Genomic DNA, 26,393 nt, shown 5'->3' on the forward strand with positions numbered 1-26,393 from the left:
GTCAGATAGGAGTTTGTCTTGTTTGTACTAACCGATGAGCAGGCAAGCCAGATGCTTAGTCGTCTAATTTCGTATTGCGAAGACTATTCTTTGAAGGTCTCCCATGATGCCCTACGCTCCTGTATTGAGCATCTTGATCTTGTTTTGGAGGTTAATAAGACCACCAATCTTACGCGCATCCTAAATATCGAAGATGCGGCTGTTCTTCATATTCTTGATTCCCTTGTGTTGCTTCCCTATATAGACATAGCTCCAGAAGGCGCTTTGTTAGACATGGGTACTGGTGCTGGGTTTCCTGGTATCCCTTTGACAATTGCTAGCGGACGTAAGGCTACCTATATTGATTCGGTTGGCAAGAAGGTTGATGCCGTTAACTCATTTGTTGAGGCTCTCAGTCTCAAGTATGCTCACGCGGTTCATGATCGTCTTGAAGAATATGCCCGAAGCCATAAGAAACAGTTTGCTGTTGTTACTGCTCGTGCGCTTGCACCGTTACCAGTTCTCGTCGAGTACGCTTCACCATTTCTAATAGATAGTGGTCTCTTTGTTATCACTAAGGGAAACCCGTCAGACGTCGAACTTCAGTCTGGTCTAACTGCCGCTAGCATATGCGGGTTCACCACACTTATGACAGATGATTTAGATTTGCCAAATGGCTTGGGTCATCGCGAGTTTATCATTCTAAAAAAATCTCGTCCGGCAGCTATTTCGCTTCCACGTGCTAATGGCATGGCGAAGAAGAATCCGCTTGCCTAGATGTTTCACGTGAAACATAATGGATGGTAATTACTTGTTATGTTTCACGTGAAACATAACAGATGATGAATCGGAATGTTTCACGTGAAACATCCTCCGTTTAACAGCTTAAAATACACCAGGAGGGACCGTGGGATTTCGCGACGTTAAGCGTTCAAAGAGCGCAAAAGACACGCGTATCATTGCAATCATCAATCAAAAGGGTGGTGTGGGTAAGTCCACCACAGCTGTAAACCTTGCAGCAGCACTGGGTGAACAGGGTCGAAAGACGCTGATTGTCGATTTTGATCCACAGGGTAATAGCACGAGCGGCTTTGGAATCGAAAAAGAAGAACTCGATAACTGCATCTATGATGCATTGCTGAATGATGTTCCGGCAGAATCGCTTGTTCTGGATACAAATTGCAGTAAGGTATTTGTAATTCCGGCTACTATCCAGCTTGCAGGTGCCGAAATTGAGCTTGTAAGCGCGATTGCACGAGAAACGCGCTTAAAGGATCTGCTTGAGCCTGTTAAGGATGAGTTTGACTTTATATTTATTGACTGTCCGCCTTCACTTGGCTTGTTGACCATTAATGCGTTGACGGCGGCGGACAGTGTTCTGATTCCGATTCAGTGTGAGTATTACGCACTCGAAGGTGTCACCAAGCTGCTTGAGTCGATGAAGATGGTCAAAACACGCCTAAATAAGAGCCTTGATACCTATGGCGTGCTTATGACGATGTATGATTCGCGAACATCGCTCTCAAATCAGGTTGTCGAAGAAGTGCAGTCGTACTTTGGCGATAAGGCATTTAAGACCTTGATTCCGCGTACGGTTAAAATATCAGAAGCACCGTCGTTCGGTGAGCCGGTAATTACATATGCGCCGCAAAATAAGGGTGCAAAGGCGTATATGAACCTTGCCAAAGAGGTGATCAAGCGTGCCTAGTCCTAGGAAGCGTGGCGGTTTGGGTCGCGGACTCAATGCATTGGTCTCAGAAGCAGAATATGAGACCGGTGGATCTGCGACGTCCGCATCCAATACTGCTTCGGAAACTAAACTTCCAATCGAAGATATCGTTCCGAATCCCAACCAACCCAGAATTCATTTTAATGAGACCGAGCTTCGAGAGTTGAGTGAGTCGATTCAGGAGCATGGTGTTCTTCAGCCACTTCTTGTACGCAAGCACGGTAATGGCTATGAGATTATCGCGGGTGAGCGCCGTTATCAGGCTTCTAAGCTCGCTGGACTTGAGGAAGTTCCTGTCATCATAAAAGATGTTGATGATGAAAAGATGCTTGCGCTTGCATTGATTGAAAATCTGCAACGCTCTGATCTCAATCCCGTCGAAGAGGCTAAGGGATATCGACAGCTCATCGATGCGAGTGGTATGACTCAAGAGGCCTTGTCGAAGGCTGTTAGCAAGTCTCGCTCTGCAATCACCAATTCGCTGCGCCTACTTGATCTTCCAGAGGTTGTTCAGCAGATGATCTTTGAAGGTAAGCTGACTGCTGGCCATGCTCGTGCAATTCTTGCAGTTCCATACGAAGATGCACGCATTAAGTTAGCTGAGAAGGTTGTTGCAGAAGGATTGTCCGTCCGTGCGACAGAAAATCTTGCCCCGTTGTTTTCTGCCGGAGAGACACCAAAAACGCCTCGAACCGCAACGCCTCAGTCTTTTAAGAAGGCGGCACGCGTTCTGCGTCAGGTGTTTAACACGAACGTTCGCGTAAAGAGCTCGCGCGGCAAGAACAAGATCGAGATTGAATTTAAGGATGAAGAGGAACTCTCTCGCATTCTTGGCGAAATCATTCAGTTTGATCAAGGAGGTCAGGATGAGGAATAAAGTTCTGACTGCTGTCGCTTTGGCTGCTACTGTTGCAGTTGGCGCTTTTGCCGGTTATAAGATTGCGACAGATGATGAATTGCGTGGTCGTTTACTTCGCGGAGCGCAGGATATCGTTGATACCTCAAAAAAGAAAATGGATGTTATGACCGAGGACGTTGCCATGCGTACGGCCCAGATGACTAAGAATCCCAAGATCAACCAAGATTGGGTTAATCATCAATGGGAAAATGTAGGCTTTTAGGTACCTAACAATGACTCATCTATTCTGAAGGGTTCCTTGTCTGATCACCAGTACAGGGATCCCTAATATCGTCCTAAATAATGCTGGATAATCGTATGATGCAGATAATCGATGAATATGAAACAGCCCCGGTTGCAATTAAGCAACCGGGGCTTTCTGATGTTTCACATGAAACGTTTAGGCTGGTCTCCCCTACGCGTTCTTCTGAACTTTGAAACGCTGCTTGAGTTGCCCACAAGCCGCATCGATATCGTTGCCACGAGAGTTGCGGATCGTGGTCTCGATACCACGGGACTCAAGACGGCGTTGAAGGTCTTCTACCTTATGGATCGGTGACGGCTTGAGCGGGCTGCCCTCAATATCGTTGAGCTGAATCAGGTTGACGTGGCACAGCGTGCCCTCGCAGAAGTCGCAGAGCGCCTGCATTTCGGGGTTGGTGTCGTTGACGCCCTCGATCATGGCATATTCGTACGTCGGACGGCGGCCGGTCTTCTCGGTGTAGAGCTGCAGTGCCTCGTGAAGGCGCAGGAGTGTGTATTTCTTGACACCGGGCATGAGCTTATTGCGTGTGGACTGGATAGCGGAGTGCAGCGAGACAGCTAGGGTGAACTGCTCGGGAATGTCGGCAAACTTACGGATGCCAGGAATAACACCGCTGGTAGACACGGTGAGATGGCGCGCTCCAATACCGATACCGTCGGGGTCATTAAGGATGCGCAGCGCCTTAAGAACCTCATCGTAGTTGGCAAAAGGTTCGCCCTGGCCCATGAACACTACGCTTGACGCGCGCTCGCCAAAGTCATTGGAAACGTGAAGTACCTGGTCGACGATTTCCTGGGCGGTCAGCGAGCGCCTGAGGCCGTTGAGGCCGGTAGCGCAAAAAGCGCAGCCCATTCCGCAGCCGGCCTGGGTGGATACGCAGACAGAGAGCTTGTTGCGACGGGGCATGCCGACGGTCTCGACAGAAATGCCATCGTGGTACTCGAGTAGGTATTTACGAGAGCCGTCCTTGGACACCTGCTTGGTGAGCTCGGTCGGCGTGTCGAAGGCAAATGCCTCCTTTAACTGCTCGCGGAAAGCCTTGGGAAGGTTGGTCATATCGTCAAACGAACAAACGTTCTTCTCAAAAACCCATTCAATGAGCTGCTTCGCGCGGAAAGCGGGCTGGCCGAGTTCGGCCACGAGCTCGCGAATATCGTTTTGGCTCAAGTCGCGAATGTCCTGAGATTTAGTCCTGGGATTCATGGAAGCCTTTCGATTTTGGGGAAATGTAAGGGGTATCGCTACAATATGGTATCAGCTGCAGAAATCATAGAGGAGGAGTCTGCCCATGCCGGGTAAAAGCCTAGAGAACATGCACGTAGCGGTCTTGGCGGGCGGCCATTCCGCCGAGCGCGAGATTTCGCTCAATTCGGGAAAGAACGTCGTGGTGGCCCTAAAGGAGGCTGGCTACACTTCGGTGGAGCTGCTCGATACGGCTGCCGATGATTTTATGGTGACTATGGCAACTGGCGATTTTGACGTGGCGTTTATCGCCATGCACGGCGCCGGCGGCGAGGATGGCGCCATGCAGGGAGCCATGGAGACGCTGGGTATCCCCTATACGGCGTCGGGTGTGCTCGCCAGCGCGTGTGGCGCCGATAAAGAGGTTTCAAAGCTTCTGTATGCCAAGGCGGGCATCCCCATTGCCCCCGGTTTGGCGCTTGAGGCGGGCGACGAGGTCGATATCGATCGCATCGTTGAGATTTGCGGCGAGCGTTGCTTTGTAAAGCCCGCCGTCAACGGCTCCAGCTACGGCATCTCCCTGGTACACGACCCCTCTGAGCTGCCCGCCGCCATCGCCAAGGCCTTTGAGTACGGCGATAAGGTGCTGGTCGAAAAGTGCATCGAGGGAACTGAGATTACCGTAGGCGTCTACGGCGAGGATGACGTGCGCGCCCTGCCGATCGTCGAGATTCGCAAGCCTGAGGACTGTGAGTTCTACGACCTGGATGTGAAGTACGTCGATCCCACGGATATCCACCGTATTCCGGCGCAGATTTCGCCCGAAAACTATGCTCGTGCCCAGGAACTAGCCTGTGCGGCCCACAAAGCCCTCGGCTGTCTGGGCATTTCGCGCAGCGATTTTATCGTGAGCGAGGACGGCCCCGTCATCCTCGAGACCAATACGATTCCCGGTATGACCGATACGTCGCTGTATCCGGACGAGATTCGTCATACCAAAGACATGACCTTCCCGCAGGTCTGTGACAGTCTGATTCGCATGGGTCTCCGTCGAGCGGGCATTGCATGCTAATCGAGGATGCTGTATCTCCTGGAACGCCGCAGTTTGTCATTGATTCCTATGCAACGCTTGCCGAGCGTGCCCGCACACAATCGTTTGGCCTTATCGAGGAGGATGTTATCGTCCTCGATACCGAGACCACGGGTCTTTCGGTCCAGGACAACGAGCTTATCGAGATTTCCGCGGCCCGTCTTTCGGGCCGCGAGGTCGTTGAACGCTTTGACACGTTTGTGCATCCCAAGCAGCTGATCCCCGCCGAAATCACTGAGCTCACAAGCATCACAAACGCCGATGTGGCCGATGCCCCCTCGGCTGTAGAGGCCGTGGCTGCGCTCGCCGATTTTGTGGGCGGGTGCCCGGTTATCGCGCACAATGCCACGTTTGACCGATCGTTCATCGAATCGGTCAAGGGCGGTGTCAACGTCAGCGACATCTGGATCGATTCGCTGGCGCTGTCCCGTATCGCGTTGCCGCGCCTGGCATCGCACAAGTTGTCCTTTATGGCCGATCTGTTTGGCTGCGACTCCGTGTCGCACCGCGCAAACGCCGATGTCGATGCCCTGTGTGGGGTGTGGCGCGTGCTGCTGGTTGCCCTTACGGACTTGCCGCAGGGCCTTATGGCGTGTCTGGCGGATATGCACGCGGATGTTCCTTGGTCCTATCGTCCCATTTTCTCGTTTTTGGCAGGTCAAAACCCCGGCTCGATTTTCTCGCTTGCCGCCGCCCGCGCCGACGTGCTCAAGGCCGATCGCGCCGATGATCGCGTGGATGCCGACGAGCTGCCGGTTCTTAACATGCCGAGCCGCGAAGAGATCGAGGCGGATTATGCCCCCGGTGGCCTGGTCAATCGCATGTATCCCACTTATGAGCCGCGCGACGAGCAGATTGCCATGGCGCTCGAGGTGCGCGACGCGTTGGTTACGGATACGCATCGCGTGATAGAGGCCGGTACGGGCGTCGGTAAATCGATGGCGTATCTCGTGCCCTTTGCCGAGGCCGCCCGCCGAAACAACATTACCGTTGGCATTGCGACCAAATCGAATAATCTTGCCGATCAGCTTATGTACCACGAGCTGCCAAAACTCGCCGATCAGCTGGACGGAGGCTTGTCATTCTGTGCGCTCAAGGGATATGACCACTATCCGTGCCTGCGCAAACTCGAGCGCATGAGCCGAAGTCAGGCCGAGATTACCACCAAGCGCGATCCTGCCGACACGCTCACAGCGGTTGCGGTGATCATGGCGTATGTGTGCCAATCTGCCGACGGTGACCTCGATTCGCTCGGTATTCGCTGGCGCAGCGTCAACCGTCCCGACTTTACGACGGCCTCGCGCGAATGCGCTCGCCGCCTGTGTCCGTTCTTCCCCGATAAATGCCTCGTCCACGGTGCCCGTCGTCGCGCGGCGCATGCCGATGTCGTGGTCACAAATCATTCCCTGCTGTTTCGCAACGTTGCGGCCGAAGGGAGAATTTTGCCTCCCATCCGCCACTGGGTAATCGACGAGGCCCATTCCATCGAGCGCGAGGCGCGCCGCCAGTGGGCGCGCGTGGTCTCGGCAGACGAATCTCGTGTGCTATTTGAGCGCCTTGGCGGGTCGAGCTCCGGTGCATTGAGCCAGGTATCTCGTGATTTGGCGACATCCGAAGGCTCCACGCTTTATCTGGGGCTCACCGCGAAGGCGACGTCTACGGTCGCACGCGCGAGCATGGCACTCGCCGAGGTGTTTGACGGCGTGCGTGAGCTCGGCCGTCGCGCCCGCGGTGGCTACGACAGCGCAAATCTGTGGATTGGCCCCGAGTTGCGCGAGTCGGATGACTGGCATGACTTCTTGCAGTCTGCCAGCGCTGCTATCGATGCCCTGGAGCAGGCGGATAAAAATGTTGCCGCGCTGGTGCAGGCTGTCGCTGCCGATAAACCCGAGGTCGTCGTCGACCTGGGCGATATTTCGCGCCGTCTGCACGAGCTGGCCGAGAACCTCAAGCTCATCATTGACGGCACCGACGAGCATTATGTGTACTCGCTGCAGGTCAACCGCCGCCTACGTGCGGGCGGAGAATCCATGACCGCCGAGCGCATCGACATCGGCGAGGCCCTGGCGAACGAGTGGCTGCCCGAGGTGCATACGGCCATCTTTGCCTCGGCAACCATGACGGTGTCCAAGAGCTTTGAGCACTTTAACCATGCCGTAGGCCTCGATCGCATTGGCGCTTCGGCATCCTCGTCACTGCACCTGGATTCGAGCTATGACTTCGATTCGAACATGGCCGTAGTCGTGGCGGGGGACATTCCCGACCCTCGCGACCGCGAGGGCTATCTGTCCGCGCTCGAGCGCGTATTGGTCGATGCCCATCTTGCCATGGGCGGGTCGGTACTCACGCTGTTCACCAATCGCCGCGATATGGAAGACCTGTACGCTCGGGTTGAGCCCAAGCTGGCGCGTGCCGGCCTGGAACTCAATTGCCAGCAGCGCAATTCGTCTCCCCGTCGCTTGCGCGATCGCTTTATCAACGAGTCGACCTCGTCGCTCTTTGCTCTCAAGGCATTTTGGGAGGGCTTCGATGCCGGCGGCGAGACGCTGAGATGCGTCATTATCCCCAAGCTGCCATTCTCGAGCCCCACCGATCCTCTCTCGTGCGAGCGCAATCTGCGCGAGGACCGCGCCTGGGTACGCTACTCGCTGCCCGAGGCGGTTCTCGAGGTCAAGCAGGCGGCCGGTCGCCTGATTCGTTCATCGACCGATTGCGGCGTGTTGATTTTGGCCGACCCGCGTCTGGTGACGAAGGGTTACGGCAAGAAATTTCTGACATCGCTGCCTACCAGCTCGTATCAGCGCATCGAAACGGCGCAGATCGGCCACTATCTTCAGTTATGGCGCCAAGCGCACGAACGCCATCGCTAAGAACGGAAGGCCATTGCCTCGGCGGCATCACATAGACGCTTTGAAAGGGCGGGGTCGTCTGCGATGCGGATGGCTCCGCCCGCTGCGATAATCTGGCTAAACAGCCAGTTTTCGGAGCTATAGGAAACGGTCACGCTTGCCGTACCCTCCCCATCGGCTTTAATTGACCTGATACCTGCCCACCTCACGCGTTCTGCCATATCGAGCGGCATCAGGAGCTTAACGCTCTGGCTTGCCTGTGCAAGGGAATCGTGCAGGGACGTGGTTTCGGTCGTGTGACGCACGACGGAGTCTTCCGTCAGCAGAAGCTCCTCGATCTTGTCCATACGGTAGGAGCGCTGCCCGTCTGCCTCGACATCCCAGGCAATCAGGTACGTTTGGTCGCCGTTGGTCGTAATCTTTAGGGGGTCGATCAATCGCCTGCGTGGATGCTGGTCGTCCAGGGAGCGGTAGGTGACGAGGCATCGCACGCCATCCTGAATTGCACAGCAGAGTTGCTGCCAATAAGATCCGCGGGCGACGGTATCGTCAACGCGTTGGTTGTATCCGAGTTCCGCCGGAAGGAGTGCGCGCCGGATGCGCGCCGCCGCGCACTCCTCGATTCCGAGTGACTCCAATTCATGATTGAGTACGGCGCCCTCGGCGGCACTCAGGCGAAGCGGCAGCACACGGCCCGCATCGCCGATGAGAACCACACGTTCATCGTGGCATTCGCAAATGATGCGCGCGCCCGATTCGCGGTCTGCGAGCGTCGAGATGATGCCGATGATCTCGTCGAGCGAAGCTCCGGAGATATCGAAGCGACTGCAGATTTCGTCTCGCGTCATGCCCGCCTCGCCGGCGGCATAGAGTGCCTCCATAATGTCGATGGAGCGCGAGAGCCTTTGTTCGCTGGTGAGCTTACGCACGGCCATGAGCGCTCACTGTCCTTTCGATGAGGCGGTTCCACGCCTGCTTGAGTTCGTTGGGCGCTACGGGCCTCATACCGTCAACGCTGTGTTCCATGCAAAATGACGCCGCCGCATTCAGGTCGCGAACGTCAACGGTCCAGGTCCAGCCGTCTTTGGCGTGCTCGAGCCTTCCTCGCCCACGTGTGAGGCCGTGGACCATGTCGGATTGAGCCTGCGGAGCAAACGAGAAAGTTGCCGTGACGGGCTGGCAATCGGAGAAATCGAATTCAAAGAAGAGGTAATCGTTGAGATTGAAGTCTGCGGGAATGGCGTAGGCCCGCGATGGACGCCACGCACGAACGATGCGATCGCAGCGAAAGGTTCTGATTTTTCCGGTGGCGTCATCTAGGCCGCAAAAGTAGGCTGTTCCTTCGCGCTCGAACATGCCGTAGACGCAAACAGTGCGTTGTCGTTGCTCACCCCGTCCGTTTTGATACAAAAAACGCAGCGCGCATCGGTCGGCAAACGCGCTCCATACCGCATCGACCGTCGGCGAGTGAACAACGGGGGGTTCGGCCGTATTCGTCTCGCCGGTAAGATAGGCAATTTTGGAGCGTATGTCGGCGAGCGGGGTCGCAAAGGCCGAAGAGCCCGTGGTGAGGGTCTGATCGATAGCGTTTAGCAGAATGTCGGCATCGTCTGCGGTGATCAAGCCGCCCGCGGCAAACGTATGCTCACGGTCGATTGTCCAGGCGCTCTCCTCGGTCTCCTGGGCACCCGCGGCGCGAACTTCCTTGATCACAATGCCCCGCTCGAGCAGCTTGTCGCGGTCGCGGCGAAATTTTCGCTTATCCGAGTCGACGTTGCCCGATCCGTAGCCTAGGTCAGAATCCAGCACGATCTGCTCGGTAGTTAAGGGCTCGGGGGAACTGTTGAGGACAAAGAAAAGGTTGAGGATACGCTGGGCGGTTTTGTCGAAACCGGGTTCTGGCGCATTTGTTTTGTTTGTCGCGGTCATATCGCTTACCGTCATAGAATCCTCGCATGGGAAGGTTATTTGATGCCATGATTTTAATCCGATATGGAGATTAGGCTATATCCTTGTCCGCTCAGTGCGTTAAGATGCCCAGATTTCGGCCGATTGCGTTCGCTCGGGGTATACTTTCGACTATATACGGTTCTAATGTGCAAGCATTGGGCCTATTTGTCGGATTATGGATGTGGAGCGCACATGGCGAACACCCAGAACTATATCAATCATCTGCTACAGGGCACGGGCATCACGCCGGCGTGCAGCGAAGAAGAGCGTTTGGCTGCCGAGGATATCGCCCAGATCTTCCGCAATCATGGCTTTGATCCCGAAGTCCAGGAATTTAACGCTCCTGCACCCAGCAGGCTGGCATTTGCCGTCACAGGCATTCTGTCTTTTGCCGGTGCCCTGCTTATGGGTATTGGCGGCAGTATCGGCTTAATCGGTGTTCTGCTGGCCATCGCCGGTGCCGTGTTGTATGTGCTCGAGCGTACCGGTCGCCCTGTTATCTCTCGCCTGGGCAAGACGGGCGTGAGTCAAAATGTCATTGCCTATCACAAGGCCACAGGTCCGCTTGCATCTCCGCGCAACCGTCCGGTGGTTGTTGTCGCCCATTACGATTCTCCGCGTGCCGAGCTCCTCGCTCGCGAACCGTACGCGCCGTATCGCGCGCTCATCGCCAAGATGCTGCCGGTCGCCACGATTGTCCCCGCTGCCGTCGCCATTCTGCGTATACTGCCGCTCCCCGGCGCTCTGAAGGTTCTGCTTTGGATCGTTGCGATCCTCGCCTCTCTTGTGGCGCTCGCCAACGCGGCCAATATCATTGCCAACCGTTTTGTTCTTCCCTATACGTCCGGTGCGGTCTGCAATAAGTCTTCTGTAGCCGCGATGCTCGGTGTCATGGATAACGTTGCTCCTTACCAAGGCGAAAACGAGTTCCCCAACGACATTCCGTTTGATGACTATTTTGGTGAGCAAAAGCGTCGTGCCGAGGAGATGGCGCGCGCGGCGGCTGAGTATGCCGCTGTCCAGCAGCAAAACGACTACGGCAACACGATCGAGTACGAAGAACCCTCCTACACCGAGGACGAGTTTGGCCAGCCGATCGCTCCCGAATCCGAGCAGGGTGAAGTTTTTGACGAACAGATCGATGGCTTTGAGGGTGCCTCAGCTGACGAAACCCTGATTGGTGTCATTGCTCCCGAGGCTCAGGCTGAAGCCGAGGTTGCTGCCGAGCCGGTCTCGGATGAGGATGTCGTCGAGTCGATTGGTGCGCCCGCTGTCGCCGAGCCGAGCGAGCCCGAGCCCAAGCTGTATCGCAATGCTGCCGGTAATATTCGCTTTGGTTCTGATGCCATTCGTGCCTTGGGGATGCTTCCCGAGTCGTGCACGCTTGATTACGAAGAGGGCGAGGAGCCGACGATCGATCCCGAGCCTGCTTCGGTTGAACCTGTCGCCGCGCCTGCCGACGAGCCCGTCGTCGATACCGAGCCCGAGACGGAACCCGAGCCCTGCCCTGCACCCGAGCCGGACACCGCTGCACCCGCTCCGGTGGTTCAGGATGTGTACGACGATTCCGCCAGCGATTACGATGAGTATCCGCAGCGCGTTTCCTATGAGAGCGATACCGATTTTTCGGCCGATCTACCGGTCGCGACGCCCCATGCCGATATAGCATCTGCGTTCTCTTCGATTGGAGCCAGCGCTTCAAGCTTCTTTAAGGGCGCACTCGCTAAGGGTAAAAAACTTGTCGACGACCTTGAGGAAAAGCGTGCCGCTGCGCGCGAGGTGGCAGAGCAGGAGGCTATTGCCCACCAGCAGGCTGCCGAGGCCGAGCGTGAGCGTGCGGCGCGGGAATTTGAACAGCATGAGGCTGAGCAGCCTGCCGCGACGGAGGTCGCCGAGGCTACGACGTCCTTTGAGGCCCAGCAGCCAATCGACGCCACCGAGACGCTCGATGCCGCGAAGCTCGATGCCACGATAACGTTCGAGAAGCAGGGTACTGCCATCGCCGATCCCCTTTCTGTTTCCGATGAGTCCCAGGATGCTGCAGATGAGATCGAGGCGCCCGAAGCCGAGCCGGCTGAGAGTGTCGATGCCGAGCAGGTTGAGAACGTTGACGCCGAGACGAACACCGCCGACGAGATTGAAGCCGACGCGACGGTCGTCGTTGAGCAAGAAGAGACCCCGGTGATTTCTAACGCCGATGAGTCCAGGCCGTACTCTACGCAGATCTTTACCATGCCTGCCCCGAGCGATCCCGGCTCCACGGTTGCCAACCCCGCATCGGCGCAGGTCGAGACGGTTGATTCGCTCATGGCACAGATTTCGTCCAAGGCCGCACCGCGTCCGCAGATGAATATCCCCGATCCCGCTTCTGCTCCGGTGCTCACACCTTCTTCTTCGCCGCTTGCCTCGTTCCCCGATCCGTCGCTGCCCTCGATGCAGCAGGCAAACGTCGCATCCCGCACATCCCTCTTCGATCTCCCCGACCCCTCGGCTCAGGCCGACGATCCTTTCGCGACGGCTCAGGGGCCCGAGCCCACGTCGGCGCCGGTTGCCCCCTCCATGCCCGTTTCTTCGGGCGCTCAGCCCATCGAAACCATCTCGGCTCCCGTCGTCAAGGAGGCAAAGCCTCAGAAGCGCGGTCTGGGCGGCTTGTTCGGACGCAAAAAGAAGAATGAGCAGAACAGCATGAGCGACTGGCTGGGCGTCGAGGATGACTACGATGCCAAGAAGTCTGGCCGCGGTATCGGCTCTTGGGATAACTTTGAGGACGATGATAACGGCTGGAAGGGCGGTGCCACCTCTTCTGACGGCGCTTCTGCCGAGGACATGCTTTCGGCTGTTGCCTCCATGGGTGATGACGAGCTGCTTGGTCACGATATCTGGTTTGTGGCAACGGGTGCCTCGGATTGTGACGGCGCCGGTATAAAGGCGTTCCTCGAAGCCCATCGCGATAAGCTGCGTGGTGTGTTCTTTATCAATCTTGAGTCCATTGGAGCCGGTAGGCTTTCGGTCGTGACGGTCGAAGGCGAGCAGCAGTTGCTCAAGGGTGATCGCCGCATCATGAATCTGGTCATCAAGGTGTGCAAGTCGTTCCACGTTGATTGTGGCGCGTTTGAGATGCCCTATGCCAAGACCGATGCCTATGCCGCGCTCGAGGCGAGCCGTCGCGCCCTCACAATTGCCGGTGTCGATGGCCCGCGTCTTGCCTGCGCGCGCACCGAAGACGATTTGCCGTACAACGTCAACCCGACGAACATCGCTACGGTGTCCGAGGTTGTCACCGAGGTCATCCGCCGTTCGTAGCGGACCTCTAAGGAGTTAGCGTGTTTTCATACATCAAACGCCATTGGCCCGTCTATGTGGTTCTGTTTTTGATCGCCATCGCTATGGGTCTGGGGGCCGCATATATCGTGGGCGCTAAGGGGTCGACGCCCAGGTCCACGATGAGCGAAGAGGTGGAGCAAGAGCAGAGTTTGGGTGCCGACGGTATTTTGGATGGCGATCTGGAACTTGTTGACGGCGGGTCTGCGTCTACGGAATAGCCTTTGGTTACATACGCCAGATAACGGGCGAGCCGGCATATCGGCTCGCCCGTTATTTCTACCTACTCCTCTTTTGATGCCGAGCTTAGCCAAGTGAGCCAAATTGCTGTGCCACCGGCGGTCAATAATGCGGTGAGAAAAGAGATGATGGGTGCATTGCCCGTATTTGGAAGATCCTGCGGAATGGCGCATTTTTGAACAACACGATCTTTATCGTGCGACTCGAGTTTTTCGCCTCCTCCGTTGCGGCAAAGGTCAACACGGGCACTGTTGGCGAGTGCGGTTTGGGGCGTATAGGATGAGGTTGCACACATCCGGATGATTGCTCCGTGTAAATCCGATTTGAGGGATGCCGCCGCGTCGTCAAGGTCGTCATGCTCGTCTTTAAGCCCATTGCGATTCCAAGAATCGTTGTCGCGCCGGGTCGTAAAGTCTGCGGAAACCGAGCCATACTCAAAGCGAATCCCCGTGATAACAGTGTCGTCCGAAAGCGTAAGGTTCTTTACTTCGAGGGTGGAAGACTCCGTGGTCGAGACATCGGCTTTCCAAAGACTCCAGCCATCGTAATCGACAATCCGCACATCCTCGCCCAGCCGCTCTTTGACCTCGGCTGTCTCGAGCCACGGGTTGGTGTGTTCATCGTCAAGTGTGGCGTTGGCCTTTTCCTTTATGCCCAACTTGTCTGCCGGTGACGTTCGATACCAAACATTGCAGAGCCCGTTTAAGTCGCCGACGGCGATCGGGGTTTTAATGGCGACAAGTTTGGCCGTGCCGTCTTTGGCACATTCGAGATCGTCGGTGACGGTGAACTCGTCGACCCAGGTGCTCGATTCGTTTTGAGCGTCGATGGTGTAGGAATAGGAGCCCTTTCTGTCGGGTTGCGTCGCCGCCCGGTTTTTACCGTCGCCGTTCGCCACTGTTCCCTTTGCGGTTGGCCGCGCGATTTCTTGTCGCTTGTCGACGCTCCCCTTAATCTCAATCGGTGCATCCTTCATGGTTACGGCCTGGATCTTCCCCGTATCCTCGACTTCAAAGGATACGTCTTCAGCGAGGTCATAGGAGCGCGGGGACATTGTTTCGCGTAGGGTATAAGAACCGGGTTCAAGGTGCTCCACGCGATGGGGCTGCTCGGATGATATCCAAGAATCAATTTCTGTTCCATCGGCGTCGCATAAGACCAGTCGGGCGCCTTTAACTTCATGCTTGCCTGTCATATCGACCTTGGAGAAATCGACCTTGGTGTAATCATTGGGCAATTCGATCTGCGACTCGACCACGGGGACCTTCTGGTCGATATAAGTAAGCTCAACGATATGTGCTGTCCGATCAAGTAGATAGCCGTCGGGAGACTGGGTTTCAACGACTTCGTATCGTGCCGTTCCGCAACCCAGCGAAAGGTTGTCTACGCGAGCTTTACCTTGTTCATCGGTTGTGACGGAGGCAACGGCTTCACCGGCAAGGGCGGCAATGTGGCCATCGGGGCAAACGATATCGTCGGCAGCGCGAATTTCAAACTTGGCACCAGATAGGGCACTGCCGTCTACTGCGTCAGCCTTCACGATCTCGATGCTTCCGGTTGCCGCGCTGTTGAAATACGAGACGGCGGCGATAGGTGTGAGATCTGCATCGGCAGGAATCGTCACCTTCATTTCGTCGCCCACAAGGTAGGGCGCTTTGGCTGCGACTTCTCGTACGTAATATGTGCCCGGCTTGAGCGATTCTGGCAACGTGACGGTGCCGGTCGCATTGGTGGTAAAGGTGTTCATAACGTTGTGCGTCGGATACCAGCATGTTTGAGAGATGGGTTCACGGTTGCTGTTGAGCAGCTGAAAACTAAAGCCGGCAAGGGGGACGGAAGCTCCCGTCCGGGCATCGCGTTTGATGATTTGGAGATGTGTCGAAAGGGCGTGATTGTCCACTATGTACTGAAGCTTGGCTCCGTCGGCGATTTGCTCGGGCGCGATGGTCCAATCTTCTGCCCGCTTGAAGCCTGCGGGAACAGTTTCCGGGACCTCGCGAACGGTATAGCCCGCACGATCGTAGGGGATGGCTCCGTGGACGCCGTCCGGTCGTGTGCCCGCGCCAAACCAGGCCTTGGGCTGGTCTTTGGTGGATGCGAAGCCATAGATATTTGTCGTCAATGTGCCTACGACCTGCTTAGAGCTGTTGCTGACAATTTCAAAGACGACGCCTTCCGCTGGCTGTTCTAATCCCGATTGCTCGCCGTTCCCGTAATCCTTGAACTTGGAAATCTCGAGGTCAAACGCAACATGAGTATTGGGGATGCGGCGTTCGAGCTCAACGACACCCATGTCGTTTAATTGATTGGGACCGACCGTATAGGTCCAGCTGTCATGGGGGAGCAGGTAGCCCTCTGGTGCTTTCGATTCGTAGAGGGTAAAGGTTCCCAGGGGAATGTCGCTTAAGGTCGCCTGGCCATCGCCTTCGGTCGTGAAGGTGCGCGTCCACCCAGGGGTAGATTGCGAGACACAGGTAAATTCGGCTTTGGCGAGCGAGGTTCCCGCCTGCGCTCCGGCACTCGTTGCGGCATCGGTTTTGACGACACGCAGCGTGATAGAACCTGGCTGCTCGTTGATTGTGACATGTCCGCCGCTTTTTCCGGTGGTAAAGACGATGCGATCGCGTCGGGGCAGATAGCCTGTCGGCGCTTTGGTTTCGATTAGGTAGTATGCCGTGTTGGGCAAAAGTGTTGCCCGTGCACGACCGTTGCCGTCCATTTTGATGCTGCCGACGTGTTTGTCCGTGTTTTTCTCAAAGATGTTAAACGTCGCCCCACCTAACTGATACGTATCGTTCCCGCTGGTAATGACAGTGTTAGCAGACCTTTTTTCAAAGGATACGGTGATGGTGGGCAAAACGTAGAGCATATCCTGGTGCCGGCCTTCGTTAGAGACGGGTCCGTGATAGCGTCTGGCGCGATGCGGGTCGGCCTTAATATTTCCGGCTTTTGCGTTGTCGTAGAGCCAGCGCGCCGCCGCGACAACCTCGGCGTCTTGATCGAACTTGCCGCTTTTGGCAACGCCGGCGTTGTTTGTATACGCAAAAGAGCCATCGGGGCGCGTGGTTCCTTTGAGCATCCACACGGCAATCTGGGTCGCGGCGCGAGCGCGTTCGGCCGTTAGGTTATGGCCGCCAAATGATGTGGCGGAGGGGTATCCATGGCAGATGACGGCGGCAAACTCGTTGTCGAGCCATGTCCAACCCTGATTGTAGGTCCGCCAGGGTCCTCCCGGGCTGCTGGGGCCGGGGCAGTCTTGGTTCATGCAGTAAGAAATCGAGGCGTCTTGTGCCTCGTACTTGCCAATGCCAAACGGTCCGCACATATCGCTGATGGTGCGAAAACTAAGCGTATCGTTTCCATCGACGGCGCAGGCGGTACCAGGCGTGGCGCAGGCTAGAAACAACAAGAGGAATAGGAGCAGCGGTGCTGTTGCGATTGCGCTGTGGACAGAGTGCGTGGGTGCATTGGACATGGCTGCTCCTTATCCTTTGTGCGCCGCGCTGGGAGATTGCGGCGCGTGGGATGAGATTAGCGCCGGGGGTCATACGGGTAAGTACCGCGAGCTGACCAAGAACTTGCCAAGTTCCCAACAAATGGAGACCGGTTTTAGATAATCAAACAAAAGAGCAGGTAGAAGACGGTGTAAAACAGGTTACTCGAGTCCCTGTTTTCGCAATTCGAGCAACAAGAAGATGTTTTTCCATGCGTAAAACATGGGTTGGCGCCCTTGTATCAAACAAGACAACCGCGTTATACTATCCCCCACATATGCGGGCATCGCCAAGTGGTAAGGCATCAGCTTCCCAAGCTGACACTCGCGGGTTCGAGTCCCGTTGCCCGCTCCAGTTAAAAGTACAAGCACGGCACCATCACGGTGTCGTGCTTTTTTCAATAAAGTGCCGGGACTCGAACCCGACAGGGTGTGAACGTTAGGCAAATGGCAAAATGTTAGGTTAATACCTGCTGCCTATACTTGCACCTGCGCACGGTACAATGGTTGAGTTACGACCAACGTGCCAATAACCAAAAAGGAGCCGCTATGATCGATCGCTATACCCGCCCGGAGATGGGACACATCTTCTCCCTCGAGAACAAGTACGCCATTTGGCAGGAGATTGAGGTTCTGGCCTGCGAGGCCCAGGCGGAGCTCGGCAAGATCGGTATTTCTAAAGAAGAAGCTCAGTGGATCCGCGACCACGCCAACTTTGAGAAGGCGAAGGTCGACGAGATCGAAGAAGTCACGCGCCATGACGTCATTGCCTTCCTGACCAATATGAAGGAGTATATCGACGCCGATGTTCCCGAGGGCGAGCCTAAGCCCAGCCGTTGGGTTCACTATGGCATGACCAGCTCTGACTTGGGCGATACGGCCCTGTGCTATCAGCTCACCCAGGCCTGCGACCTAATTATCGAGGACGTCAAGAAACTCGGCGAGATCTGCAAACGTCGCGCTTTCGAGGAGCGTAACACGCTCTGCGCCGGTCGCACTCACGGCATCCACGCCGAGCCTATGACCTTTGGTATGAAGTTTGGCTCTTGGGCCTGGGAGCTCAAGCGCGATCTGGATCGCCTTGAGGACGCTCGCAAGAACGTCGCCTTCGGTGCCATCTCGGGTGCCGTTGGCACCTACAGCTCCATCGAGCCGTTTGTCGAGGAGTATGTCTGCGAGCACCTGGGTTTGGTTCACGACCCGCTGTCCACGCAGGTTATCAGCCGCGACCATCATGCCTACCTCGCTGGCGTCCTCGCCACCACGGCGGCCACCTGCGAGCGTATCGCTACCGAGGTTCGCAATCTGCAGAAGACCGATACGCTCGAGGCCGAGGAGCCGTTCCGCAAGGGTCAAAAGGGCAGCTCCGCCATGCCGCACAAGCGTAACCCGATCACCATGGAGAAGGTCTGCGGCCTGTCGCGCGTCGTGAAGTCCAACGCCCAGGTCGCCTTCGACAACGTCGCCCTGTGGCATGAGCGTGACATTTCGCACTCTTCTGCCGAGCGCGTCGCCCAGGCCGATAGCTTTATCGCGCTTGACCACATGTTCCAGTGCCTTATCCGCGTTATCGATGGCCTCCAGCTGTATCCGGCTCGCATGATGGCCAACCTCAACAAGACCCGCGGTCTCATCTTCTCCTCCAAGGTTCTGTTGGCCCTCGTCGATACGGGCATTACCCGTGAGGACGCCTACGCAATCGTGCAGGAAAACGCCATGGCGACCTGGCATGAGGTGCAGGACTGCGTTTCCGGCCCCACCTTCAAGGAGCGCCTCGAGGCCGATCCGCGCTGCACCGTCAGCCAGGAGAAGCTCGACGAGATCTTTGATCCGTGGGACTTCCTCACCCGCATCGATACGGTCTTCGATCGTCTGGAGCAGCTGAGCTTCGAGTAGGTTCGGGCATAACGTTAGCTTTTTAGGGCGCTTTGCTGGTAATGTGTGTTGCCGGTAAAGCGCCTCGTTGCATTCATGGAAAGACGGGGATAATAGTCGTCTCGAATGACATTCTGAGAAGGAGATCGCATGATTTCGTTTGATTACAAGCCCCAGGGCGTGTGTACTCGCAATATTCACCTCAATCTTTCCGATGACGGCAGCAAAGTGCTGGGCGTTGAGTTTACCGGCGGCTGCAACGGCAACCTCAAGGCCATCTCTAAATTGGTCGAAGGTGCTTCTTCCGATCGTGTGATTGAGGTGTTGGCCGGCAATACGTGCGGCACGAAAAAGACCTCCTGTGCCGACCAGCTTACGCGTGCCATCGAGGCCGCGCGTGCCGAGATTGCCTAATGAGTATTTTTGATCGCGTTAAGAATGGGGTAACGCGCCGAGGATTTGTGTTGGGTGGTGCTGCCGCGAGTGCTGCCACGCTGCTTGCGGGGTGCTCGAAAAAAACGGGCACCAGCGATGATGCTGCCGGTGAGCCGCAGGTTATCAAAGATGATTCCAAGATCGTCTCGATTACCGAAGAGTATGAGGCCGTCGACATTGATCTTAAGCCGACGGCGTCGTGGACGTTGCCATTGGGGACGCTGCTGTACTACTGCGATGGCGGTTACGCTGCGGCGATGATGGCGCCCGCATCTGCGCTGCATGCCAACACGCTTGGCGTGTTCAACATGGGGGACGGCTCACTCACCACGTTGATTGACGATCCTGTCGAGGGTTCCGGTTATGCGTTTTACGACGTTCGCGCCACCGATAGCGTGTTTGCGTGGGTTGAGATGAACTACGCGAATTCGTCGTGGAAGCTCTATGCGCAAACCCTGTCGGGCGCGGCGCTTACTGGTAATGCCGTTGAGCTTGATCGCGGCGGTGAGGATTACGACCCCCCGCTGTTTACCGCCTTTGACTCGTCGGTCATCTGGTACAAGATGCCTTCGACCGGTGGCAATAAGACCGGCAGCGATTCATATTGCTACCGCCGTTCGCTCGATGAATCTAAAGCGGAGGCAATCTGGAAGTCGACAGGCCGCTTTGCGTCTGCACCGCGCGTGAGCGATGGCATCCTGACTATCTCACCCCGCGTGCGCAATGACGAGGGCGTCTATTACGGCATGACGGCGATCGACCTGACGGACGGCAACAATACCAAGAGGGCTCAGCTGGTCCTTCCTTCGTCGGTGTCACCTTTCGAGGCCGTATATATGGGCGATACGTTTGTGTTCTCCATTGAGGCGACCTATGCCGGCGTGGGCGGCCTGGGCAATATGGGTACCTACATTGGTAACGAGGGCGGCCCGTATCAATTTCTATCGCGCGAACCGCTTGCGTGCGCCGCCGGCAGGAAGGGCAAATATCTGGTTAAGGTTCAGGCGTCGCATTTTCTGATCGATACCTCCGCTAAAACCTATGGTTCGCTGCTGTCGCCCGACCGCGCTCTCGAATATGGCGATTATCCAGCTACGGCGGGAAAATCGAATACGTTTTTAACCTATGCCACGGTGCGCAATAGCCAAGGAATTCCCGAGACGGTTACCGCTCGCCTGTTCTCTCTTTAGCGCCGAGGGGTTAAAAAGGCGCCGACGGGGGAATAAGCCCATTGTAACCGTGAGTACCGCCCGCCGAGCTGTCGCGCCCATGCGATGCCCGGTGGGCTCAGGTGCGTTAAAATGGGCTTGTTCTTAGCTAATTGAGACAGGGGGGCCGTGTTATGGCTTCAGATGCAAAAAAGATTCTGCTGGTCGAGGACGAGAAGGCGATCCGTGACGCTGTCGCTGCCTATCTCGAGCGCGAGGGCTACTGGGTTGTTGGCGTTGGCGATGGCCAGTCTGCGATCGAGGAGTTCGAGAAGCACCAGTTCGACCTGGTTGTGCTCGACCTTATGCTCCCCAAGATCCCCGGCGAGCGCGTTTGCCGCACTATCCGCGATACCTCGGATGTGCCCATCATCATGCTTACCGCCAAGGGCGAGATCGAGGATCGCATCATCGGCCTCGAGCTTGGTGCCGACGACTACCTGATCAAGCCGTTCTCGCCGCGCGAGCTTGTCGCCCGCGTTCGTGCCCTATTCCGTCGTGCTCACCAGGCAGACGAGCCCGCCGTTGAGGTACTCGACTTTGGCGATCTGGTCATCGATATCTCGGGCCACAAGATCTTGGTCGAGGGCAAGGAAGTTGATTTGACCGCTTCCGAGTTTAAGCTGCTCACCACGCTTGCTCGCCATCCCGGTCGCGTCTATAACCGTATGGAACTGGTCGAGAAGGTGCTCGGCTACGACTTTGAGGGCTACGAGCGCACCATCGACAGCCACGTGAAGAACCTTCGCGCCAAGCTGGGCGACGACCCCAAGAAGCCTAAGTGGCTCTATACCGTTCACGGCGTCGGTTATCGCTTCGAGGCTCCGGCCAAGACCGATAAGTCGGACGAGAAATAGGTAAATCACATATGACACCTGCGCGCTTTGAAATCGGACAAAAGCACAAGCAGGAGAACGAGGCGGGTTCCAAGGCAAGTTGGAACACGCCTCGTTCCGATTCACGGCCGGCGATGAGCTATCCCTCGCGTATGGCTTTGGCTTTTGCCCTGACATCGCTCATGACGGTATTGGTGCTGGTGGGCGTTGTCTCCGTTGTGTGGGGCACCGTCTTTTCGGATTACACGCGCTCCAATATCGTTGAGATCGCCAATTCTGCTGCCGAAAAGCTTGCGACGTCGTATGAGGAAAACGGCAATTGGACTGCGGGCGAGCTGCGCACGGTCGCGACATCGAGCTTGGTGTCCGACGACCTGGGTATGCAGGTCGTCAACAAAAAGGGCGTTGTCGTTTATGACGACTCATGGCCTTCGGCAAGTGCGACCGCCGATGTGCGCGAGAGCGAATTGCCGTCGAGCAGCTCGAGCGGTAAAAAGGCCTCGCATAGCCCGGTCTCGTCAGCGCCCACCGACTCCGATAGCGTTGCCAACGTCGAAATCGTTACGTCCTCTGGCGAGCATGTCGGACAGGTAAAGCTATGGGCTATCGGCTCCGACGCACTGCTCACTAAGGCAGATTCTGCGTTTAGGGAGAAGACCTTTAACGCCATGGCTCTTGCCGCGGTTGTTGCAATCTGCATCTCGGTCGTTATCGGATCGCTCGTGTCGCGCATGCTTACCAAGCCGATTCATCGTATTACGAGCACAGCCAAGCAAATTCGCGACGGCGATCTGTCTGCTCGTACGGGCTTGCGCGGCGATGACGAAATCGATCAGCTGGGTGAGACCTTTGACGAGATGGCCACCTCACTCGAGAAAGATATGAAGCACGAAAAGCGCCTGACCTCGGATGTCGCACACGAGCTTCGTACACCGCTCATGGCCATGCTTGCAACGGTCGAGGCCATGCAAGACGGCGTGTACCCCACCGACGACGAGCATCTGGAGACGGTCGCTTCCGAGACGCGTCGCCTGGCTCGTTTGGTGCAGCAGATGCTCGACCTATCGCGTATGGAAAACAGCACGGCTCCGCTCAATCTCGAACCGGTGGACATGGTTCCGTTCGTGCGATCGATTGTGAACGGCCAGGAGCGTCTGTTTGCCGACCGTGACCTTCGCCTTCGCTTTGCAGATGAAACCCAGGGGCACGACGATGTCGTCGAGGCCGATCCCGACATGATCACGCAATGCGTCATCAACCTCATGAGCAACGCCATGCGCTACACCCCCGAGGGCGGTTGGGTCGTAGTGTCGGTGCTCAGTGACCGCAAACATGTCAGTATTGCCGTTTCGGATACCGGTATCGGTATTGCCAAGGACGATCTGTCGCGTATCTTCGGACGATTTTGGCGCGCCGATGCCAGCCGCGCCCGCGAAGCTGGCGGCCTGGGCGTCGGCCTCGCCGTAACTAAACAGATCGTCGAGCGTCACCATGGCTACATATCCGTGGAGTCGGAGCTTGGAAAGGGTACGACTTTTACGATTCATCTGCCCCGCGAGCACACGGCGGACGCGGCATCTACTACAATGGAGCACTAGCTTTTCGCTATTCGGTGAAGGAGGGACCGCGTCCCTGCCGCTCCGAGTTTGCGAAAACGTGCGGTAAAGAACCCGCATTTCTGTCGTATTTAGGTAAGGAGTGACTCACGTGACAACGATGGAGCGTCGTCCGGATTCCCGTGGCAAGGTTCGTGATATCTACGATGCCGGCGAAAACCTGTTGATGGTCGCCACCGATCGCATTTCTGCGTTCGACTTTATTCTTCCCGACGAAATTCCGTTTAAGGGAGAGGTGCTCAACCGTATCTCGGCGTTCTGGTTCGACAAGTTTGCCGATATCGTCCCCAATCACCTCGTCTCCATCGATCCGGCGGATTTCCCCAAGGAGTTTGCCGAGTATCGTGACTATCTCGCAGGCCGCGCCATGCTGGTTAAGAAGGCCCAGACGATTCCTATCGAGTGCATCGTCCGCGGCTATCTGACCGGTTCGGGCAAGAAGACCTACGACGAGAACGGCACCGTCTGCGGCATCCAGCTGCCTGAGGGCCTGACCGAGGCCTCCAAGCTCCCCGAGCCGCTGTTCACCCCGTCCACGAAGGCCGAGATCGGTGATCACGACGAGAATATCTCGTTTGAGCGTTGCTGCGAGATCGTTGGCGAGGACATCGCCACGCAGATCCGCGATCTGTCTCTTAAGATCTACAAGGCTGCCGCCGAGTATGCAGCGACCCGTGGCATCATCATTGCCGACACCAAGTTTGAGTTTGGTGTCATCGATGGCAAGGTCACGCTGATCGACGAGTGCCTCACGCCCGACTCCAGCCGTTTCTGGCCTGCCGCCAGCTACGAGGAGGGTAAGATTCAGCCTAGCTACGACAAGCAATTCGTCCGCAATTGGCTCAAGGCCAACTGGGATATGACGGGGGAGACCCCGCATCTGCCCGCCGAGGTCATCGATGGTACGTCCGAGCGCTATCGCGAGGCCTTCCAGATCATCACGGGCTCCCAGTTTACAAGCATGAAGGAGAACGCGTAAGTGAGTACCCGCAGCGCCACGAACAAGCGCACGCAATCCCACGAGGTTACCGGGGTTGCGCGCAAGTCCGCCGCATCCGCCAAGCCAGCTCGTCAGGCAGCGAGTTCTGTTCGCGTCGTGCCGGCATCATCCAAGGCACGCCGCAAGGAGCTCGAGAAGGGCGAGAGCCTTGAGGGCCTCTCTAAAGAGGAGAAGCGCGCCCGCAAGGCTAAGCGGCGCGCCAAGGAGGACCGCATCTACACGGTGTCGAGCATCCTTCTCAAGCAGGATGAGGACTACACCAAGCGCCGTCGCATCTGGTGGGCCGTGCTTACTATCGGCATGGTGCTCGTCGTGGCCATTTGGTCTTCGCTGTACTTCGCTCCCGCTGGCATGGTGTCCAGCCCCGTCCAGATGGCCGGCATTGTTTTGTCCTACATCGTCATTCTGGGTGACTTCATCTACGACTTCGTGCGCATCCGTCCCTTGCGTAATATGTATCGCGCGCAGGCCGAGGGCATGTCCGATAACAAGCTCAACGCTATTATCGAGCGCTCGGCTGCCAAAGAGGACAAGAAGGCCTCCAAGAAGAAGTAGTAGCGTTACAACCTATAGATATCGCTAAGATATAAGGCGCGTCGTTTTTTGCGGCGCGCCTTTTTACTGTCCTGTAGATAGATGGAGTGGCACATGATTCGAGCTGCCCTGACGGTCGAAGAGGCTCTGGAGGGTATGAAGTCCCTGGAGCCCAAGATTAAAAATTATGCGCGTCTCGTTGTCCGCAAGGGCGTCAACGTTAAGCCCGGTCAGGAGGTCGTCGTTCAGTCTCCCGTCGAGTGCGCGTCATTTGCGCGCGTGGTGGTTGCGGAGGCTTATGACGCCGGCGCCGGTCACGTGACGGTCATCTGGGCTGACGATGCCGTGACGAGGCTTACCTACGAGCATGTCGAGAAAAGCTATTTTGAGCAGACTCCCGAGTGGAAGCGCATACAGCTGGATTCGTTTGCCCAGGACGGTGCCTGCTTTATCTTTATTGAGGGCACGGACCCTGCTGCCCTCAAGGGTATCGATCCCGCTAAGCCTGCCGCAGCTTCTAAGGCGAGGAACATGCAGTGTAAGGTCTTCCGCCGTGGACTGGACTACAACATTAACCCGTGGTGCATCGCCGGCGCTCCGGTCGCTGCTTGGGCGCGCGAGGTATTCCCGGGAGACGCCGATGAGGTTGCAGTCTATAAGCTGTGGAATGCGATTCTGCACACCGCTCGTGCTGATGGCCAGGACCCGGAGAGCGACTGGGAGCTCCATGACGCCACATTCGAAAAGAACCTGCGCTTCCTAAACGATAATCAATTTGATTGCCTGCACTACACCGCTTCGAACGGAACTGATCTGACGATTGGAATGACGAAAGGCCATGAGTGGGCCGGCGGCAAGGGAAAAACTCCCGACGGTCACCCTTTCTTCCCCAACATTCCCACCGAGGAGGTCTTCACCTCGCCCGATCGTATGCGCGCCGACGGCATCGTGTACTCGGCTATGCCGCTCATTCACCACGGCAATAAGGTTGACGATTTTTGGATTAAGTTCGAGAACGGCCGCGTAGTGGACTATGACGCTCGCGTGGGTAAGGCAACGCTTGCGAGCATTATTGAAACCGATGAAGGTGCTGCTCATCTGGGCGAGGTCGCGCTTATTTCCAAGAACACACCAATTCGTGAAAGCGGCATTCTGTTCTACGACACACTCTATGACGAGAACGCCAGCTGTCACCTTGCGTTGGGTGTCGGTTTTCCCGAGTGCATCGAAAGCGGGTATGACATGTCCAAAGAGGAACTTCTGGAGCACGGAGTCAACGTTTCGAGCACGCACGTTGACTTTATGATTGGCACGGACGACATCGATATTACGGGCATTACACCTGATGGACGTGAAATTGTGATTTTCCAGAACGGCCAATGGAGTTGGGAATAGTCTCAGACCGTGGTACAATGCCATCCGCGGGCCGTTAGCTCAGCTGGCAGAGCAGGGGACTTTTAATCCCAAGGTCCAGGGTTCGAACCCCTGACGGCCCACCATAGAATAGAAAAGCGACTGGCGGATGCCGGCCGCTTTTTTTGTTGCCGGTGCACGGGTTCGAACCCGAAAGGGCGCGGAGCTGAGGAAACGCGTCAGCGTTTGCCAGCGCAGCGCGCGAGGCGCGGAGGCGCCGAAGCGGCCGCCCGCGCAGCGGGCCCGAACCCCTGACGGCCCACCATAGAATAGAAAAGCGACTGGCGGATGCCGGCCGCTTTTTTTGTTGCCGGTGCACGGGTTCGAACCCGATCTTCTCTATATATAAGGACGCCTGGCGGCCAAAACCAGCCTTTTACCGACAGGAAACCAAAACCAGATGCCGTTAGAGTAAAGTAGCGCACCAGAGATGACCGATACCTCAACACCTATAAACCAGCTGGTCATCGCCAATACCGG

The 26,393-nt window shown here is 56.6% G+C and carries 20 protein-coding genes and 2 tRNA genes; 18 read left to right on the plus strand and 4 right to left on the minus strand.

The genetic code is table 11. From position 1 onward, the window contains the following. Positions 1-18: 18 nt before the first annotated feature. The 4 genes from rsmG to ACQRAQ_RS04245 all read left to right on the plus strand — a co-directional run bounded on the left by rsmG (position 19) and on the right by ACQRAQ_RS04245 (position 2,829). Complete coding sequence (rsmG, locus tag ACQRAQ_RS04230) at positions 19-756, plus strand: 16S rRNA (guanine(527)-N(7))-methyltransferase RsmG (RefSeq protein ID WP_427794038.1); 738 nt, start codon at positions 19-21, stop codon at positions 754-756. Positions 757-886: 130 nt separating this feature from the next. Further along, entirely contained in the window at positions 887-1,687 is an 801-nt protein-coding gene (locus ACQRAQ_RS04235; protein ID WP_427729019.1) for a ParA family protein, read from the plus strand. Positions 1,688-1,706: 19 nt separating this feature from the next. Beyond that, entirely contained in the window at positions 1,707-2,585 is an 879-nt protein-coding gene (locus ACQRAQ_RS04240) for a ParB/RepB/Spo0J family partition protein (protein WP_427794039.1), read from the plus strand. Next, the gene (locus tag ACQRAQ_RS04245) at positions 2,575-2,829 is read left to right on the plus strand and encodes a hypothetical protein (RefSeq protein WP_154516796.1); all 255 of its coding nucleotides are present in this window, start codon (positions 2,575-2,577) and stop codon (positions 2,827-2,829) included. The genes ACQRAQ_RS04240 and ACQRAQ_RS04245 overlap by 11 nt, the downstream gene beginning before the upstream one ends. A 192-nt stretch (positions 2,830-3,021) precedes the next feature. On the opposite strand, the gene rlmN is transcribed toward ACQRAQ_RS04245, so the two are convergent. Continuing rightward, positions 3,022-4,074, minus strand: a complete 1,053-nt coding sequence (rlmN, locus tag ACQRAQ_RS04250) for a 23S rRNA (adenine(2503)-C(2))-methyltransferase RlmN (RefSeq protein ID WP_427794040.1) — start codon at positions 4,072-4,074, stop codon at positions 3,022-3,024. An 85-nt stretch (positions 4,075-4,159) separates the two neighbouring features. On the opposite strand from rlmN, the gene ACQRAQ_RS04255 reads away from it, so the two are divergent. Together ACQRAQ_RS04255 and ACQRAQ_RS04260 are read left to right on the plus strand one after the other, a co-directional pair. Continuing rightward, positions 4,160-5,125: a D-alanine--D-alanine ligase family protein gene (locus ACQRAQ_RS04255; protein ID WP_427794041.1), complete on the plus strand. Its 966-nt coding sequence runs from the start codon at positions 4,160-4,162 to the stop codon at positions 5,123-5,125. After that, entirely contained in the window at positions 5,119-8,013 is a 2,895-nt protein-coding gene (locus ACQRAQ_RS04260) for a helicase C-terminal domain-containing protein (RefSeq protein WP_427794042.1), read from the plus strand. Before ACQRAQ_RS04255 ends, ACQRAQ_RS04260 begins: the two co-directional genes overlap by 7 nt. Here ACQRAQ_RS04260 and ACQRAQ_RS04265 read toward each other — a convergent pair. After that, positions 8,010-8,927, minus strand: a complete 918-nt coding sequence (locus ACQRAQ_RS04265) for a helix-turn-helix transcriptional regulator (protein WP_427717887.1) — start codon at positions 8,925-8,927, stop codon at positions 8,010-8,012. The genes ACQRAQ_RS04260 and ACQRAQ_RS04265 overlap by 4 nt on opposite strands. After that, complete coding sequence (locus tag ACQRAQ_RS04270; RefSeq protein ID WP_154516810.1) at positions 8,914-9,936, minus strand: helix-turn-helix transcriptional regulator; 1,023 nt, start codon at positions 9,934-9,936, stop codon at positions 8,914-8,916. The genes ACQRAQ_RS04265 and ACQRAQ_RS04270 overlap by 14 nt, the downstream gene beginning before the upstream one ends. A gap of 198 nt (positions 9,937-10,134) precedes the next feature. Here ACQRAQ_RS04270 and ACQRAQ_RS04275 point away from each other — a divergent pair, with 198 nt between their 5' ends. Next, complete coding sequence (locus tag ACQRAQ_RS04275; protein WP_427794043.1) at positions 10,135-13,245, plus strand: hypothetical protein; 3,111 nt, start codon at positions 10,135-10,137, stop codon at positions 13,243-13,245. A 20-nt stretch (positions 13,246-13,265) separates the two neighbouring features. After that, positions 13,266-13,484, plus strand: a complete 219-nt coding sequence (locus ACQRAQ_RS04280; RefSeq protein ID WP_427717880.1) for a hypothetical protein — start codon at positions 13,266-13,268, stop codon at positions 13,482-13,484. 62 nt (positions 13,485-13,546) lie between these two features. Here the strand turns inward: ACQRAQ_RS04280 and ACQRAQ_RS04285 are convergent, their stop codons facing one another. Beyond that, complete coding sequence (locus tag ACQRAQ_RS04285) at positions 13,547-16,978, minus strand: MSCRAMM family protein (protein ID WP_427794044.1); 3,432 nt, start codon at positions 16,976-16,978, stop codon at positions 13,547-13,549. Between the two features lie 298 nt (positions 16,979-17,276). Between ACQRAQ_RS04285 and ACQRAQ_RS04290 the strand changes: the two genes are divergently transcribed. From ACQRAQ_RS04290 to ACQRAQ_RS04335, 10 genes are all read left to right on the plus strand, one after another. Then, positions 17,277-17,351 (plus strand) — tRNA-Gly (locus tag ACQRAQ_RS04290). Between the two features lie 194 nt (positions 17,352-17,545). Next, positions 17,546-18,892 carry an adenylosuccinate lyase gene (purB, locus tag ACQRAQ_RS04295; RefSeq protein WP_154516820.1) on the plus strand — a complete coding sequence of 449 codons (1,347 nt, stop codon included), beginning with the start codon at positions 17,546-17,548 and terminating at the stop codon, positions 18,890-18,892. A gap of 129 nt (positions 18,893-19,021) precedes the next feature. Beyond that, positions 19,022-19,285: a TIGR03905 family TSCPD domain-containing protein gene (locus tag ACQRAQ_RS04300; RefSeq protein WP_427794045.1), complete on the plus strand. Its 264-nt coding sequence runs from the start codon at positions 19,022-19,024 to the stop codon at positions 19,283-19,285. A 47-nt stretch (positions 19,286-19,332) separates the two neighbouring features. After that, the gene (locus ACQRAQ_RS04305; protein WP_427794048.1) at positions 19,333-20,496 is read left to right on the plus strand and encodes a hypothetical protein; all 1,164 of its coding nucleotides are present in this window, start codon (positions 19,333-19,335) and stop codon (positions 20,494-20,496) included. Between the two features lie 152 nt (positions 20,497-20,648). Next, complete coding sequence (locus tag ACQRAQ_RS04310; RefSeq protein ID WP_006236208.1) at positions 20,649-21,371, plus strand: response regulator transcription factor; 723 nt, start codon at positions 20,649-20,651, stop codon at positions 21,369-21,371. 11 nt (positions 21,372-21,382) lie between these two features. Continuing rightward, positions 21,383-22,948 carry a sensor histidine kinase gene (locus tag ACQRAQ_RS04315; RefSeq protein ID WP_154516828.1) on the plus strand — a complete coding sequence of 522 codons (1,566 nt, stop codon included), beginning with the start codon at positions 21,383-21,385 and terminating at the stop codon, positions 22,946-22,948. 118 nt (positions 22,949-23,066) lie between these two features. Beyond that, positions 23,067-23,945 (plus strand): phosphoribosylaminoimidazolesuccinocarboxamide synthase, encoded by an 879-nt coding sequence (locus ACQRAQ_RS04320; RefSeq protein ID WP_154516897.1) that lies wholly within the window; start codon positions 23,067-23,069, stop codon positions 23,943-23,945. Further along, positions 23,946-24,521 carry a hypothetical protein gene (locus ACQRAQ_RS04325; protein WP_427717870.1) on the plus strand — a complete coding sequence of 192 codons (576 nt, stop codon included), beginning with the start codon at positions 23,946-23,948 and terminating at the stop codon, positions 24,519-24,521. A gap of 93 nt (positions 24,522-24,614) precedes the next feature. Then, positions 24,615-25,895 (plus strand): aminopeptidase, encoded by a 1,281-nt coding sequence (locus ACQRAQ_RS04330; protein ID WP_427794046.1) that lies wholly within the window; start codon positions 24,615-24,617, stop codon positions 25,893-25,895. A gap of 28 nt (positions 25,896-25,923) precedes the next feature. After that, positions 25,924-25,999, plus strand: a tRNA-Lys gene (locus ACQRAQ_RS04335). Positions 26,000-26,393: the final 394 nt, after the last annotated feature.

It is taken from the genome of Collinsella sp. SGI.178 (assembly GCF_050313495.1).
Lineage (GTDB): Bacteria > Actinomycetota > Coriobacteriia > Coriobacteriales > Coriobacteriaceae > Collinsella.